This is a genomic window from Streptomyces sp. NPDC049577 (assembly GCF_040675635.1).
In the GTDB taxonomy this organism is placed as follows: Bacteria; Actinomycetota; Actinomycetes; order Streptomycetales; family Streptomycetaceae; genus Streptomyces.
Window position 1 is genome coordinate 1 of sequence record NZ_JBFAPH010000178.1, and the last position, 13,785, is coordinate 13,785.

Genomic DNA, 13,785 nt, shown 5'->3' on the forward strand with positions numbered 1-13,785 from the left:
CGATTATTGGAAAGCAGTGACCTTCTCGTACTCGCCGTTCTTGAGGATCGCTTCCAGGGCCGCCTTGATGGCGTCCCGCAGCTGGGCGTTGTCCTTGGCGACGGCCATTCCGTACGGAGCGGCCTCGACCTGGTCGCCGACCGTCTCGAAGTCGTTGCCGCCGCCCGAGGTCTTCACCGCGTAGGCCGCGACGGGGAAGTCGCTGGAGACGGCGTCCACGCCGCCCGCCTTCAGGCGGGTCTGGGCCTCCAGGTCGGTGTCGAACGCCTCGATGCTGATCTTGCCCTTGTCGGCCTTCTCGCACTTGTCGGACTCGGCCTTGGCCATGTCGTCCGAGACGGTGCCGCGCTGGACCGCGATCTTCTTGTCGCAGAGGTCGTCCCAGGACTGGATGCCCTTGGTGTCGCCCTTCTTCGTGTAGATCGAGACTCCGGCGGTGAAGTAGTCGACGAAGTCGACGCCCTCGCCGACCTTCTTCTGGGTCTTGGAGTCGACACCCTCCTGCCGGTCCTTGGTGTCCGTCATGGCGGACATCGCTATGTCGTAGCGCTTGGAGCGCAGACCGGTCAGAAGCGTGTCGAAGGTGCCGTTGTTGAACTCGAAGCGAACCCCGAGCTGCTTGCCGAGGGCGTCGGCGATATCCGGGTCGAGGCCGACGACCTTGCCGTCCTTCTTGAATTCGACCGGCGGATAGGCGATGTCCGAGCCGACCTTGACGACTCCGGCGCTCTGGATCTTCTTCGGGAGCATGGAGAAGAGAGGGGCCTCGGAGCCCTTCGGCTTCGTCTGGCCGGCCTCGTTGCCGGTCTTGTTCCTCTGGTCGCCACATCCGGTCAGCAGCAGGGCGCCGGCGACCGCGATCGCGCCGGCGGCGGCCAAACGACTCCTGGCGGCAGCCGTGCGATGAGTGGTGCTTGCGGTCATTGCTGGTTCCTCCTGCGGGTGAGGGGATAGCCGACTGTTAAACACTGCGTTCACTGCGGTACTGCGGTCGCCTCGTCACGTCACGCCCGAAGGGGGAAGAGGGCGCACGGGGGGCACAAACGGTGACACATACGGTCCACGGAGTACGCCTTCGTACGCCGTGGCCTCATGCGGTCTGCGCATCTTGCCATCCGGAGTACCCCGTTCGGGGGTCCTACCATGTCAAAATCGGATAACGGGTGATCCCCGTTTCACCAGGCTGCCGCGACACCTGTGCGACGGCGCCCGGACGTGGCCGTATCTCAGCCGGAACTCACTCGTCGGCCGCAGCGCTCTTCCGGTAGAAAGACCAGTTACACCCCTCACCCGGGGCTCAGGGCGCGTGTGCGGCGCGCCCGGCCGTCCGAACCAACCCCCCGTCGCGCGACGTCGCACCCGCCGGGGAGCGGACGCGTACCCGACCCGCTCCGACAATCCGGGGGCGGCTACCCTCAGTAAGACTGACGACAAAGGGGTCAACAGAAGTGGCAGCGGAGATCGTGAATCCTCGCAGTGACAGCAACCCGGGCGAGGAGACTCAGGACGAGTTCTTCGACCCGGCCTTCGCGCTGCACCGAGGCGGCAAGATGGCGGTTCGGGCGACGGTGCCCGTGCGCGACAAGGACGACCTGTCCCTGGCGTACACGCCGGGAGTGGCGAAGGTGTGCAGCGCCATCGCCGAGCAGCCCGAGCTGGTGCACGACTACACCTGGAAGTCCCAGGTCGTGGCCGTGGTCACCGACGGCAGCGCGGTGCTCGGGCTCGGGGACATCGGCCCCGAGGCGTCACTGCCCGTGATGGAGGGCAAGGCGATCCTCTTCAAGCAGTTCGGCGGCGTGGACGCGGTGCCGATCGCGCTCGACTGCCGGGAGGTCGACGAGATCGTCGAGACCGTCGCCCGGCTCGCCCCCTCCTTCGGCGGCGTCAACCTGGAGGACATCTCCGCTCCGCGCTGCTTCGAGGTCGAGCGGCGGCTCCAGGAGCGGCTGGACATCCCCGTCTTCCACGACGACCAGCACGGCACCGCGGTGGTCACCCTCGCCGCCCTGCGCAACGCCGCCAAGCTCACCGGCCGGACGCTCGGTGACCTGCGCGCGGTCATCTCGGGCGCGGGCGCGGCCGGCGTGGCGATCGCCCGGATCCTGGTGAACGCGGGCATCGGCGACGTGGCCGTCTGCGACCGCAAGGGCATCGTCTCGCCGGACCGTACGGACCTGACGGACGTCAAGCGCGAACTCGCCTCGTTCACCAACAAGGCGGGCCTTTCGGGCCCCTTGGAGACGGCGCTGGACGGCGCGGACGTGTTCATCGGTGTCTCCGGCGGCACGGTCCCGGAGCCGGCGGTGGCCAAGATGGCGGAGAACGCGCTGATCTTCGCGATGGCCAACCCGACCCCGGAGATCCACCCGGACGTCGCCCACAAGTACGCGGCCGTGGTCGCGACGGGTCGCAGCGACTACCCGAACCAGATCAACAACGTCCTGGCCTTCCCCGGCATCTTCGCCGGTGCCCTCCAGGTGCGGGCCTCCCGCATCACCGAGGGCATGAAGCTGGCGGCCGCCGACGCGCTGGCCGCGGTGGTCGCGGACGAGCTCAGCGCGGACTGCGTGATCCCCTCGCCGTTCGACGAGCGGGTCGCCCCGGCGGTCACGGCCGCCGTCGCGGCCGCCGCCCGCGCGGAGGGCGTCGCCCGGCGCTGACGCCGCCGCCCGCAGGTGTGACGTGGGGCCGGACCGCCGAGCGGTCCGGCCCCACGTCTGTCACCTGTCACCGCAGTCGGTCACCGCAGCCGGCGGACGAACACGTCCTGCACCTTGTTGGTGTCGCCCGGCACGAGGTTGTCCGCGTCGCAGCCGAACAGCACGGTCCGGCCCGACGCGCTGACGCCCGCCAGGAACGAGTACCCGGTGGCCTGCCCGCCGTCCGCCGTGGTGCTGACGCGTTCGGTGGTGCCCGCGACCAGGTCGCGGACGAACACGTCGTACGCGCCGTTGGTGTCGCCCGGCACCAGGTTGGACGCGGCGGAGGTGAAGAACACCCGGCGGTCGTCCGCGCTCATGGCCAGCCCCTGGTAGGAGCCGTCGTTCGCCTGGGAGCCGTCCGAGGCCACGCTGGCCCGCCGGACCGAACCGGTGCGCAGGTCGCGCACGAAGACGTCGGCCTTGCCGTTGGTGTCGCCCGGGACCACCTCGTCCGAGAGCGCGGTGAACACGGCGTACCGGCCGTCCGGGCTCAGCGTGGCCGAGCCGGAGATGCCGACCGTGCCGCCCCGGGACGTCGCCGCGGCCAGCCGGGTGCGCCCGGTGCGCAGGTCGTGCACGTAGAAGACGCGGGCCTGCGGCTTGCGCAGCTCGGCGGCACCGCTCAGGGAGTCCGGGGTCATGCCCGCGAAACCCAGGAAGCCGACGCAGCTGCCGTCCGCGCTGATCACCGGCCGCACGCTGAAACCGTCGGCCTGCCGGCCGTCCGCCGTGACGCTCACCCGCGTCGTCGTGCCCCGGAGGCGGTCCCGGACGAAGACGTCCTCGACGCCGTTGGTGTCGCCCGGCACCAGATCGCTCCGGGTGGAGGCGAATGCCACGAACCGCCCGTCATGGCTGACCGCGGGCGAACCGGTGTAGGCCGGCTGCCCCGCGGTGTTCTCGATCAGGACCTCCGTGCGTCCCGTCGCCAGGTCGTGGACGAACACGTCCGAGGACCGTTCGCCCGGGTTCCGGCCGGGGGCCAGATCGGTGGCCTGGGACTCGAAGACCACGTACCGCCCGTTGCCGCTGATGACGGCGTTCCAGCAGGAGTCGTTCCCGGGCGTCCCGCCGGGAGCGGCGCTGATCAGCCGGGTCGTGCCGGTGGCCAGGTCCCGCACGAAGACCTGACGGCCGGTGCTGACGCCCCCCGGCACCATGTCCGGCGCGGCGGTGGTGAACACCGCCAGCCGGCCGGCCGCGTCGATGCTCTCCCCGTAGCTCTCGCCGTCGGGCTGCAGCCCGCCGGCACCCACGCTCACCCGCTCGACGGGGGCGGGCCGCGCGTGCTGCGCGGCGGCCGCCGGGGCGAGCGGCAGGGCGGCCGTGCAGGCGCCCAGCACCACCGCCGCCGCGGCGACCCGTCTCCTGCGCCCCCTCGTGCCGCGCGCCCGTTCCGTTCGCTGTCGCATGACGTCCTCCCCCTCACCCGGGCCCGGTGGCCCGGCGCACGGCAGCCAACCCGGTGGCGCGGCCGGGGAGCAACGCGGAGGCGACGCTTCGGGCGCAGTTACGCCCGTTGCCGTAGGCGTGCCGTGGACGGAACCGGGTCGTACGGGACGGCGGCGGCCGGACGCGGCGCGCGTCACACGGCCGCGTGGTTCCCCCCGCACGCCCCACGGGTCTAGGTTCGGATCATGTTCGCCGCCTACGCCGCACGCATCGACCGCGACCAGCCGCTCAACGGCCTCGAACTGGGCGAGCGTCCCGAGCCCGAGGTACGCCCCGGGTGGACGGTCGTCAACGTCAAGGCCGCCTCGCTCAACCACCACGACCTCTGGTCGCTGCGCGGGGTGGGCCTGGGCCGGGAAGCGCTGCCGATGATCCTCGGCTGTGACGCGGCCGGGACCGACGAGAACGGCAACGAGGTCGTCCTGCACTCCGTCATCGGCCAGAGCGGCCACGGCGTGGGCCCCGACGAGCCGCGCTCCATCCTCACCGAGCGCTACCAGGGCACCTTCGCCGAGCGCGTCGCCGTCCCCGCGTGGAACGTGCTGCCCAAGCCGGAGGGGATCAGCTTCGAGGAGGCCGCCTGCCTGCCGACCGCCTGGCTGACGGCCTACCGGATGCTGTTCACCAACGCGGGCGTCCGCCCCGGGCAGAGCGTCCTGGTGCAGGGCGCGGGCGGCGGCGTCGCCACCGCCGCGATCGTGCTGGGCGCGGCGGCCGGGCTCCGGGTCTTCACCACGAGCCGCGACGAGGCCAAGCGCAAGCGGTCCCTGGAGCTGGGCGCGGAGGGCGCGTTCGAGGCGGGGGCCCGGCTGCCGCACCGCGTGGACGCCGTCATCGAGACGGTCGGTGCGGCGACGTGGTCGCACTCCGTGAAGTCGCTCAAGCCGGGCGGCACGCTCGTCATCTCCGGCGCCACCAGCGGACCGAACCCGCCGGCCGCCGAGCTGAACCGCATCTTCTTCCTGGAGCTCAAGGTCGTCGGCTCGACCATGGGCACCAAGGAGGAACTGGCCGACCTGCTGGCCTTCTGCGCCGCCAAGGGCGTGCGCCCCGTGATCGACACGGTGCTGCCGCTGGACCGGGCCCGGGAGGGCTTCGAGAAGATGGCCGGTGGCGACCTGTTCGGCAAGGTCGTGCTGACGGTATGAACGGCGGATGCCGAAGAGACGCTTCCGCACGGCGGCGTTCCTCACCGCCGTAACCGCTGTCCTGGCACTCCTCGCACCCGGCTCGGCGCACGCCCGCGCCGAGCCGGACATCCCGCCCCTCACCGACGAGAGCGGGCGGGCGCTCACCCTGCACGGCTGGAACCTCGCGGACAAGGACCACCGGGGCGAGCACGCCCTGGAGGACATCACCGAGCGGTCCGTGCGCGACATGGCCCGGCAGGGCTTCGACCTCGCCCGGCTCGCGGTCTTCTGGGACGACCTCGAACCCCGCCCCGGTGACTACAGCGAGCGCTATCTGAAGAAGATCGAACGTGTCCTGGACTGGGCGCGCGCCTACCGCGTGCGCGTCGTCATCGACGCCCACCAGGACATCTACGGCCCCGCCTTCGGCGGCCACCGCGGCATCCCCGCCTGGGCCACCCGCACCGACGGCCTGCCCTACCGGACCCACCCCGACGACTGGTTCGCCGAATACTTCGAGCCCGCCGTCCAGGCCGCGTTCGAGCACCTCTACCAGGATGCCGACCTGCGGCGGGCCCAGGCCCGTATGTGGCAGGTGCTCGCCGCCCGCTTCGCCCACCACCCGGCCGTCCTCGGCTACGACCTGATCAACGAGCCGATGGGCCGGCTGCGCCCGGGCGAGGACGTCTTCGCGGCGGCCCGCCGCATCGAGGCCACCCGGATCACCCCGATGTACCAGCGCCTCGCGGATGCGATCCGGCGCGTCGACACCCGCCACTGGCTCTTCGTCGAGCCCACCCCCGCCGCCGGCGAGGGCAAGCCCACCGGCCTCGGCCGGATCCACGACCCCAAGGTCGTCTACGCCCCGCACCTCTACAACGCCGTGATGGAGGCGGGGGGCGACTACGACCCCGCCTCCGGCTGGCTGCCGGCGTACGAGGCGGCGGTCGTCGCGTACCCGCGCACGCACCACCTCCCGGTCGTGGTCGGCGAATGGGGCCCCCTCAACAGCGACCAGCCGAACATGCGGCGCTTCTACGAGGACGCCCTGGCCTCCCTCGCCCGCTACTCCTCGGGCTGGGCGAGCTGGACGTGGTGCTACGGCGGGGCGTACTGCGCGATGGACGACCGCGGCCGCTTCCAGCCGAACAAGCAGCGCACGGCCTATCCCTACGCGGCGGCGCTGGCGGGGAGGGCGCGCACGGAGTCGTACGACCCGGCCGCCGGCGTCTACCGGCTCTCCTACGCGCCGCGCCCGGGCGTGACGGAACTGTCGCTGCCGCCGGCACCGCGCGGCTGGCGCATCACGGTGACGGGCCCGGCACGCCCGTCGGCCACGACGGCCCGTCCGGGGCGACCGGCGACGATCCGCGTGACCGCGTTCGCGGAGGGGGAGGTGACGGTACGGGTCAGCCCGCCCCGGGCCGGGTAGGGGACTACTTCCCCTCGCGCAGCAGCGCCCCGATGCGGGCGGCCGCATCCGCCAGTTCCCCCCGGGTGGCGGCAAGCTGACCCGGCGTCACCCCGTGGTCCCGCGCCGCGTCGCGGATCTCGTCGCGGAAGCGGTCGAGGAGTCGGTCCAGGTCGCGGGCCGGCTCCTTGGAGAGCGCGTCGTCGGCCGTGGCCCACTCGGGCCGGGGGGTCGCCGGGGCGGGCGTCCCGCGGCCCTGGCCGGCCAGGGAACCGAGTTCCTGGGCGAGGGCGTTGACGCCCTCCATGAGGCCGGTCGGCCAGTCGCCGTGCCGGGTGTGGTCCCGGACCTGCTCCTGGACGCGCTCCTTGATGCGGAGCACCTCCTCGCGCGCGTGTTCCTGGGCCTGGCGGGCCTGGCGGCGGGCCGTCTGCGCGTCCTGCCGGGCGCGGCGGGACTCCTCCCTGGCCCGGCGGGCCTGTTCCTTCCACTCCTCCTTCGCCCGCCGGAACTCCTCCTTGACGTCGGCGAGGTAGTCGACGGAGTCGGTCGCCGCCGTGCTCGCCCGGACCTGCCGGGCGGCCTCGCGCATCTCGCGGCGCAGGTCGCCGGCGACGGTCCGGACGTCCTCGCGGATGTCGGCGGCGAGGGCGGCGAGGGAGTCGCGGATCTCCAGCTCCAGCTCGGCGAGTTCGCCCTGGCGGTCGGCGAGTTCGGCGCGCCCGGCCGCGGTGATGGAGTAGACCTTGCGGCCGCCCTCGGTGGTGTGGGTGACCAGGCCCTCGGCCTCCAGCTTGGCCAGCCGGGGGTAGACGGTGCCGGCGGACGGCGCGTAGAGGCCCTGGAAGCGCTCCTCCAGCAGGCGGATGATCTCGTAGCCGTGGCGCGGTGCCTCGTCGAGGAGCTTGAGCAGATACAGGCGCAGCCGGCCGTGGGCGAAGACGGGGGGCATCGACGTCACTTCCCTTCCGCGGCGCGGGTCTGCGGGCGGCCGCCGGTACGGCGGGCGCCCCACTGCCCGGTGACGCGCAGGTACTCGAAGGCGGGCGGCATCAGAGCGTCTTCCCTTCCGTGGCGGTCACCGGCTCCTCCTGGGCGGGCGGGCGGCGCAGCAGAGCCACTCCGCCGGCGACGGTGGTGGCCTTCAGCCGGCCGCGGCCGTTGCCGAGCCGGCCGGTGATGCGGCGGGCGCCCCACTGCCCGGTGACGTGCAGGTTCTCGAAGGCGCAGGAGACCTCGCCGCTGGTGGTGCCGGCGTCGATCTCGGCGTCGACCGGGTGCGGCAGCCGGATGGTGATCTCACCTGAGACGCTGGTGAGGCCGAGGGAGGGGCCGCGTCCGCCGTCCGGGGCGGAGAGGTCCACGACCATGTCGCCGCTGACCGTGTCGGCCTTGACGGCGCTGCTCGTGCAGTCGACGAGGGTGAGGTCGCCGGAGACGGACTTGAAGGACACATCACCCGCGAGGGACTGGGCCTCCAGCCGGCCGGAGACGGTCTGGGCGTCGACCGGGCCGGTCAGGCCCATGAGGACCGTGTCGCCGTCGACGCCCCGGATGCGGGTGGTTCCGGTGAGACCGGAGGCGACGGTGTGCGCGCCGACGACGCCGACTTCGACCCGGGCGGCGGTCGGGACGGTGAGCGTCAGGGTGACGCTGCGGTTCCACTCCTTGCGGTCGAACCACTTGCCGCCCAGCCATTTGAGGAAGCCCTGCCTGCCCAGGTCCTCGTAGTGGACGGAGAGGGTGCCGCCCTCGTGCTCGACCAGCAGGGGCGGTCCGTCGATGCCGGACAGCTCCAGCCGGGCGGGGCCGCCGTCGGTGCCGACGACATTGACCGTGCCGCCGACGACGCGCACGTCCAGAGCCGTCACCGGCTCCTCGAAGGTGAGCTTCTCCGGTGCGGAGAGTGACCACTGCGACGGGTCCGGCATGGCGGGGCTCCCTGACTTCTAGTCTCGGTCAACGCAACATATCGCGTCTTCGAGAAACACGATATATCGCGGCTGTGGGAAGTCAAGGGGCGAGTGCGTGGCTTAGCGTTGACGCATGTCAGCAACTGATCACCCCGGTGCGGCGGGCGTACTGCTGCTCTGCCGCGCCGAGCCCGACCGCGTCCGCCCGTCCGCGCAGCTGCTGCGGGAGCCGCTGCTGCTGGCTCCGGCGGGGGAGGGGTGGAGCGTGCTGGTGCCGGGCGAGGACCCCTGGCACGAGGGGGAGACGGGCGTCGCCGCGATCACGGCCGATCTGGCCCACGCGCTGGCCATGGCGGAGCCCTGGCCGGTGGTCGGCCTGTGGTGGGACGAGGACGGCGCGGGCTTCGTCGTCGCGGCGGGCTTCCGCCGGACGGCCGGCTACACGTGGCTCGCGGACGGCACCCCGCTCGGCGGCGAGGAGGCGATGACGGCGCTGCGGGCCCGGCTCGGGCTCGACCCCGTCCTCGACGGCGCGGCCCTCGACCGGCTGACCGAGCCGGACTCCGACGCGGACGCGCGGGCCCGCGTCCTGGGCCTGGTCGCGGTGCTGACCCGGACGGGCCTGCGCCTGCCGACCGGGCTCGCGCCCGGGCTGGGGGCGGACGGTCTGCGCGCGGCGGCGGGCATGCTGGCCGTCACCGAGGCGGTCCAGTGGCCCGGCTGGCGGGCGGCGGTCCGCACGGGCCTGCACGCGGCCGGGCGCGGGGCGGGGCGCCTGCGGCTGCTCGGGGCGGTGGAAGTCGTGGCGGGGGCCGCGCTGCTCGCCCGCGGGCGCGGGCGGTGGCGCGCGGCGGGTGCGGTGCTCGTCGCGGACGGCGCACTCACGATCGCGTACGACGCGTGGCGTTCGCGGGACTCGGCGGGGCGCTGACCGGGGGCTCCGCCCCCGGACCCCCGCTTCTCCCGAAAAGCCGCCCGAGCGCAGCTCAGTCCTCGTCGTCCTCGTCGTCGAGGCGCGCCAGCCACGTCGCCAGGCGCTCGACCGGGACCTCGAAGTCGGGGTTGAGGTCGACGAACTCGCGCAGTCGCTCCGCGACCCAGGCGAGGGAGACCTCCTCCTCGCCGCGCCGGTTCTCCAGTTCCTCGATGCCTCGGTCGGTGAAGTACAACGTGATCTCCGTGGGGTACAGGGTCGGTGCAGCCAGGATAAGGCGGTCTTGGCCACGGCCTCTCGCGCATGCCGGGTCACGGCACTAGCCTGCTGCCTCATCGCGAGGCATGGCGAAGCGATGGCGGCAGCGGGGGTGGCGCGTGGCGAACGGGATCACTCAAGTGCGGCTCGACGACGGAACCGTCGTCTGGGCCCGGGTCAGCGAGGCGCAGGAGCTGGGGCGGGACGGCGGCGGGTACGCCGACTCCAGTGCCGCCCGGCGCGTGGCGAGCATGGCGAGCGGCATGGCGGACGTCGTGCGCGGCGTGGTCGGCTCGCTCCGCACGGGGCTCGCGGCGGCCCGGCCCGACGAGGTGACGGTCGAGTTCGGGATCGAGCTGTCCGCCCAGGCGGGGCAGGTCGTCAGCCTCATCGCCGACGGCAGCGGCAAGGCGTCCGTCAACGTCACGCTGAAGTGGAACGAGCGGGACGGAGCGCCCCCGTCCGCCGCCCCGGCCGCCACGACCCCCGGCACTCCTTGAGCGCCGTCGACGGGACCGCGCGCCGGGCGGTCGTGCGCATTTCCGCGCCGGGCGGCGGGTATGAAGGCGACGACGCCCGGTTCTGGGGCAGTGGCTTCTTCATCGCCCCGGGCTGGGTCCTGACCTGCGCCCACGTCGTGGGGATGGGGGGTGGTGGCGTGCTCGCCGGTGAGACGGCCATCGACGTCACCGACGCCCACCTGCGCACCACCGGGGGCCGGGTAGCGCTCGTCCTGCCCCCGCCGGCGGACCCGGAGCAGCCGCCGCTGCGCTGGCCCCTGCCGGACCTGGCGCTGGTCGAGGTCGAGGGGGCCGACGACGCCGAATGCCTCTGGCTCAGCGACCGTTCGGCGATCGTGCCCGCACCGATCAGCCTGCACGGCTGGTCCCGGGAGACCGGCGAGCTCGCCCTGCGGTTCGGCGTGGGCACCGCCGCCGGCGGGGACGGCAGCGACGGCAGCGCGATGCTGCTGCGCGGCGAGATCCCGGTCGCCGGCTGCTCGGGCGGGCCCGTCGTGGACACCGGCCGGGGCGCGGTCATCGGCATCAGCAAGGGGCGCGGCCACGACACCGCGGGCCTCGCGGTGCCCGTCACCGCCCTGCGCCGCATCGCCAACGACCTCCCCGGCCGCGACCGGCTGCACGCGATCATCCGGGCCCACGACCGCCACCATCTGCGCCGTTACCGCACCGTCGGCAGCGGCGGCAGCTGGACGGGACTGCAACAGGCCCTGCGCCCGGCGCCCGCCGACGGCTTCACGCCCGTCCTGCGCACCCACCTCTTCGCCCGGCTCGCCGAGCTCACCCCGCCGGGCACCCCCGGCGAGGTCATGGCGCTGGTGGAGGAGGCCAAGCGGCGCGTGATCCAGGCCCCGTACCAGCCGGGCGTGGAGCACGATCCGCGCAGCTGGCGGGAGGGCGTCGGACTGCTGTACGACCTGCGCGGCGGCGGGCCGAAGGACGCCGCCGCGGACCGGGACCTGGAGCTGGAGGCCGTCATGCTGTACTCGGCCCGCGTCGCCGCGGCCGTCAGCCGGCTCGGCAACCCCTCGGACGTGGAACCGCTGCGCGACCTGAGCGGCTGGCTGGCCGTCCAGGCCGAGCCGCTGCCGGACGTGATCCGGGAGGAGATCCAGCAGATCCTGCACGGCGGGGCGCCCGTCAAGGAGGAGCCGCCGGCCGCCCGCGCGGCCGGCACCAGGCCCCTGGTCGACCTCGGCAAGCCCGAGCGCCGCGACGTACCGCCCCGCGCGCCCGTCCGCGCCCGGGCCGATGTGATCGTCGAGATCGACCCCCCGCTCTACGGCAGCAGCTACCCCTGGCGGGTGAAACTGCTGCTGGAGGGCGATCTGATCACCCCGCTCTGCGCCGACGAGGAGGGCGTCCCCCGGGCCGGGCTGCGCGAGGCGCTGCGCGAGCCGCTCGCCGAGGCGCTGCGGCTGGGGGACGTGGGCGAACACCTCGCGGCCGTCCACGTGGTGCTGCCGCGCGAGCTGTTCGACGAACCGCTGGACCTGTGGCGGCTGTCACCGCCCGGCGCGGACGACGACTCCATCGACCCGTCCGCGCTGCCGATCGGCCAGCGCCGCGTCGTGGTCGTACGCGACCGGCGGCGCCGCGACCGCGCGGCGACCCCCGAGTGGAACCGGCGCTGGGGCGGCACCGGCAGGGGCCCGCTGACCGCCGTCCCGCTGCGCCGCGAGGTACCCGTGCGGGGCCACGACGGGCCCGGCCGGGAGAGCCGGCACGCGGCCTACGCGCGGCTGTCGGACGCCGCCGACTGTGCCGTGCCCGTCTACTGCGGGCCGGTCGCCTCCGGCCCGGGCGCCGTCGCGATGGACGCCGCGCTGGCCGCCGGCCACGCCGTCGTCATCTGGCGCAGCTCCGCCACCGGGCATACGGATTGCGCCGATTTCCTCCACCAGGCCTCGCTGCTGCTGGGCGAGGCGGAGAACGCCGAAGGGCTCCACCGGCGCATCCGCGGCCTCCGCATACGCTGCGGCGATCCCGACTACCCCGACCCGGAGGCGCAGTGGGCGCGGTCGATATGCCTGCTCTTCGACTCGCCCGAACACCCGCCGCTCCCGGACGCGCCGCTCCACGCCCCGGGTGTCCGGCCGGGAAACGGGCCACGGACAACAGTATGACGGAACGTCAAGTACGTGACAGTACCTACCGAAAGACATCGGCGGACCGGGCGCGTACCCCTACTTTGGAGCGGGAACGGGTCCCAGCCACGAGGAGCCCACTGTGAACGATTGGCGCATCTACCGGGGAGCCGGCCTGCCGCACGACGGAATCCGGCGGTTGCCCCCGCCGCCGCCGTGGCGGGACTTCGCCGCCTCCGCCGCCGACGCGGGCTCGGGCACGGACCCCAGCGCCGCCCGCCGCCTCGGAGTGCTGCGCCGGCTCGTGGAGAACCACCACCCGCGCCCGGAGGAGGTCGAGGCGGTCAACGCCGCGCTCTACCTGCGCCGCCCGCTCCTCGTCACCGGCAACCCCGGAACCGGGAAGTCCACCCTCGCCCACGCGGTGGCGTACGAGCTCGGCCTGGGCCGGGTGCTGCGCTGGCCCATCGTCAGCCGCTCCACCCTGCGCGACGGCCTCTACCACTACGACGCCATCGCCCGCCTCCAGGACGTCCAGCTGGAACGGGCCGCGACCGGCACCGAGCCCGGGCGGTCCTCCATCGGCGGCTATCTGCGCCTCGGCCCGCTCGGCACCGCCCTGCTGCCCGCCGACCGGCCCCGCGTCCTGCTCGTCGACGAGCTCGACAAGAGCGACCTCGACCTGCCCAACGACCTCCTCAACGCCCTGGAGGAGGGCGAGTTCGCCCTGCCCGAGCTGGAGCGGATCGCCGACCGGGAGCCCGAGGCCGAGGTCCTCACCGACGACGGCGAGCGCACGGTCGTGCGGGGCGGACGGGTGCGCTGCACCACCTTCCCGCTGATCGTCCTCACCTCCAACGGCGAGCGCGACTTCCCCGCCGCCCTGCTGCGCCGCTGCATCCAGCTGGAGCTCGAACCGCCCGGCGAGGAACAGCTGACCGCCATGGTCCGGGCCCACCTCGGCGACGACGCCGTCACCGACGGCGAGGCGCTCATCCAGCGCTTCCTGGACCGCGAGCCCGGCGAGGTCATCGCCGCCGACCAGCTGCTCAACGCGCTCTTCCTCACCCAGCACGCCCCGCGCACCGAACGCGTCACGCGCGACCGGCTCGCGGACATGCTCATGCAGCCACTGGACCGCCCGAGGTGATGCAGGATGACAGCGCCCCCCGATCAGCGGCTGGGGCAGCTCATCGCCCGGCTGCGGGCCGCTTCCCTGGACATGACGGCCGAGGAGCTCGCCGACGCCGTGTGGCTCGCGCAGTGGGTCACCCCGGCGCCCCCGGACGCCCGAACAGGCTCCGGCCACATAGAGGGCGGCTGCCACACCCGTGACGCCGCCGGAGGATATCTGCAGTCCGCTTCCCTGTTCGG

At 73.5% G+C, this 13,785-nt stretch carries 13 protein-coding genes; 8 read left to right on the top strand and 5 right to left on the bottom strand.

What is annotated here, in order from left to right:
• Window positions 1-3: 3 nt before the first annotated feature.
• Window positions 4-924 carry an ABC transporter substrate-binding protein gene (locus AB0K09_RS20240; RefSeq protein WP_366066760.1) on the bottom strand — a complete coding sequence of 307 codons (921 nt, stop codon included), beginning with the start codon at window positions 922-924 and terminating at the stop codon, window positions 4-6.
• 524 nt (window positions 925-1,448) lie between these two features.
• On the opposite strand from AB0K09_RS20240, the gene AB0K09_RS20245 reads away from it, so the two are divergent.
• Window positions 1,449-2,663 carry an NADP-dependent malic enzyme gene (locus AB0K09_RS20245; RefSeq protein ID WP_366066761.1) on the top strand — a complete coding sequence of 405 codons (1,215 nt, stop codon included), beginning with the start codon at window positions 1,449-1,451 and terminating at the stop codon, window positions 2,661-2,663.
• An 80-nt stretch (window positions 2,664-2,743) separates the two neighbouring features.
• Here the strand turns inward: AB0K09_RS20245 and AB0K09_RS20250 are convergent, their stop codons facing one another.
• The gene (locus AB0K09_RS20250; protein WP_366066762.1) at window positions 2,744-4,117 is read right to left on the bottom strand and encodes a hypothetical protein; all 1,374 of its coding nucleotides are present in this window, start codon (window positions 4,115-4,117) and stop codon (window positions 2,744-2,746) included.
• 225 nt (window positions 4,118-4,342) lie between these two features.
• Between AB0K09_RS20250 and AB0K09_RS20255 the strand changes: the two genes are divergently transcribed.
• Complete coding sequence (locus AB0K09_RS20255) at window positions 4,343-5,305, top strand: zinc-binding dehydrogenase (protein WP_366066763.1); 963 nt, start codon at window positions 4,343-4,345, stop codon at window positions 5,303-5,305.
• 7 nt (window positions 5,306-5,312) lie between these two features.
• The gene (locus tag AB0K09_RS20260) at window positions 5,313-6,719 is read left to right on the top strand and encodes a cellulase family glycosylhydrolase (RefSeq protein WP_366066764.1); all 1,407 of its coding nucleotides are present in this window, start codon (window positions 5,313-5,315) and stop codon (window positions 6,717-6,719) included.
• 4 nt (window positions 6,720-6,723) lie between these two features.
• Here the strand turns inward: AB0K09_RS20260 and AB0K09_RS20265 are convergent, their stop codons facing one another.
• Complete coding sequence (locus AB0K09_RS20265) at window positions 6,724-7,650, bottom strand: PadR family transcriptional regulator (RefSeq protein ID WP_366066772.1); 927 nt, start codon at window positions 7,648-7,650, stop codon at window positions 6,724-6,726.
• Between the two features lie 100 nt (window positions 7,651-7,750).
• Window positions 7,751-8,629, bottom strand: coding sequence for a DUF4097 family beta strand repeat-containing protein (locus AB0K09_RS20270; protein WP_366066765.1), 879 nt, complete (start codon window positions 8,627-8,629; stop codon window positions 7,751-7,753).
• Window positions 8,630-8,744: 115 nt separating this feature from the next.
• Here AB0K09_RS20270 and AB0K09_RS20275 point away from each other — a divergent pair, with 115 nt between their 5' ends.
• The gene (locus AB0K09_RS20275; RefSeq protein ID WP_366066766.1) at window positions 8,745-9,542 is read left to right on the top strand and encodes a hypothetical protein; all 798 of its coding nucleotides are present in this window, start codon (window positions 8,745-8,747) and stop codon (window positions 9,540-9,542) included.
• A 55-nt stretch (window positions 9,543-9,597) separates the two neighbouring features.
• Here AB0K09_RS20275 and AB0K09_RS20280 read toward each other — a convergent pair whose 3' ends face one another.
• Complete coding sequence (locus AB0K09_RS20280) at window positions 9,598-9,780, bottom strand: DUF6104 family protein (protein WP_366066767.1); 183 nt, start codon at window positions 9,778-9,780, stop codon at window positions 9,598-9,600.
• Window positions 9,781-9,889: 109 nt separating this feature from the next.
• Between AB0K09_RS20280 and AB0K09_RS20285 the strand changes: the two genes are divergently transcribed.
• The 4 genes from AB0K09_RS20285 to AB0K09_RS20300 form a co-directional block, all read left to right on the top strand.
• Window positions 9,890-10,303 carry a CU044_2847 family protein gene (locus tag AB0K09_RS20285; RefSeq protein ID WP_366066768.1) on the top strand — a complete coding sequence of 138 codons (414 nt, stop codon included), beginning with the start codon at window positions 9,890-9,892 and terminating at the stop codon, window positions 10,301-10,303.
• Window positions 10,300-12,450 carry a trypsin-like peptidase domain-containing protein gene (locus AB0K09_RS20290; protein ID WP_366066769.1) on the top strand — a complete coding sequence of 717 codons (2,151 nt, stop codon included), beginning with the start codon at window positions 10,300-10,302 and terminating at the stop codon, window positions 12,448-12,450. Before AB0K09_RS20285 ends, AB0K09_RS20290 begins: the two co-directional genes overlap by 4 nt.
• 103 nt (window positions 12,451-12,553) lie before the next feature.
• On the top strand, window positions 12,554-13,561 hold the full coding sequence (locus AB0K09_RS20295; RefSeq protein WP_366066770.1) for a MoxR family ATPase: 1,008 nt from the start codon (window positions 12,554-12,556) through the stop codon (window positions 13,559-13,561).
• 6 nt (window positions 13,562-13,567) lie between these two features.
• A partial coding sequence (locus AB0K09_RS20300) for a hypothetical protein (protein WP_366066771.1) occupies window positions 13,568-13,785 on the top strand: 218 nt, incomplete at its 3' end.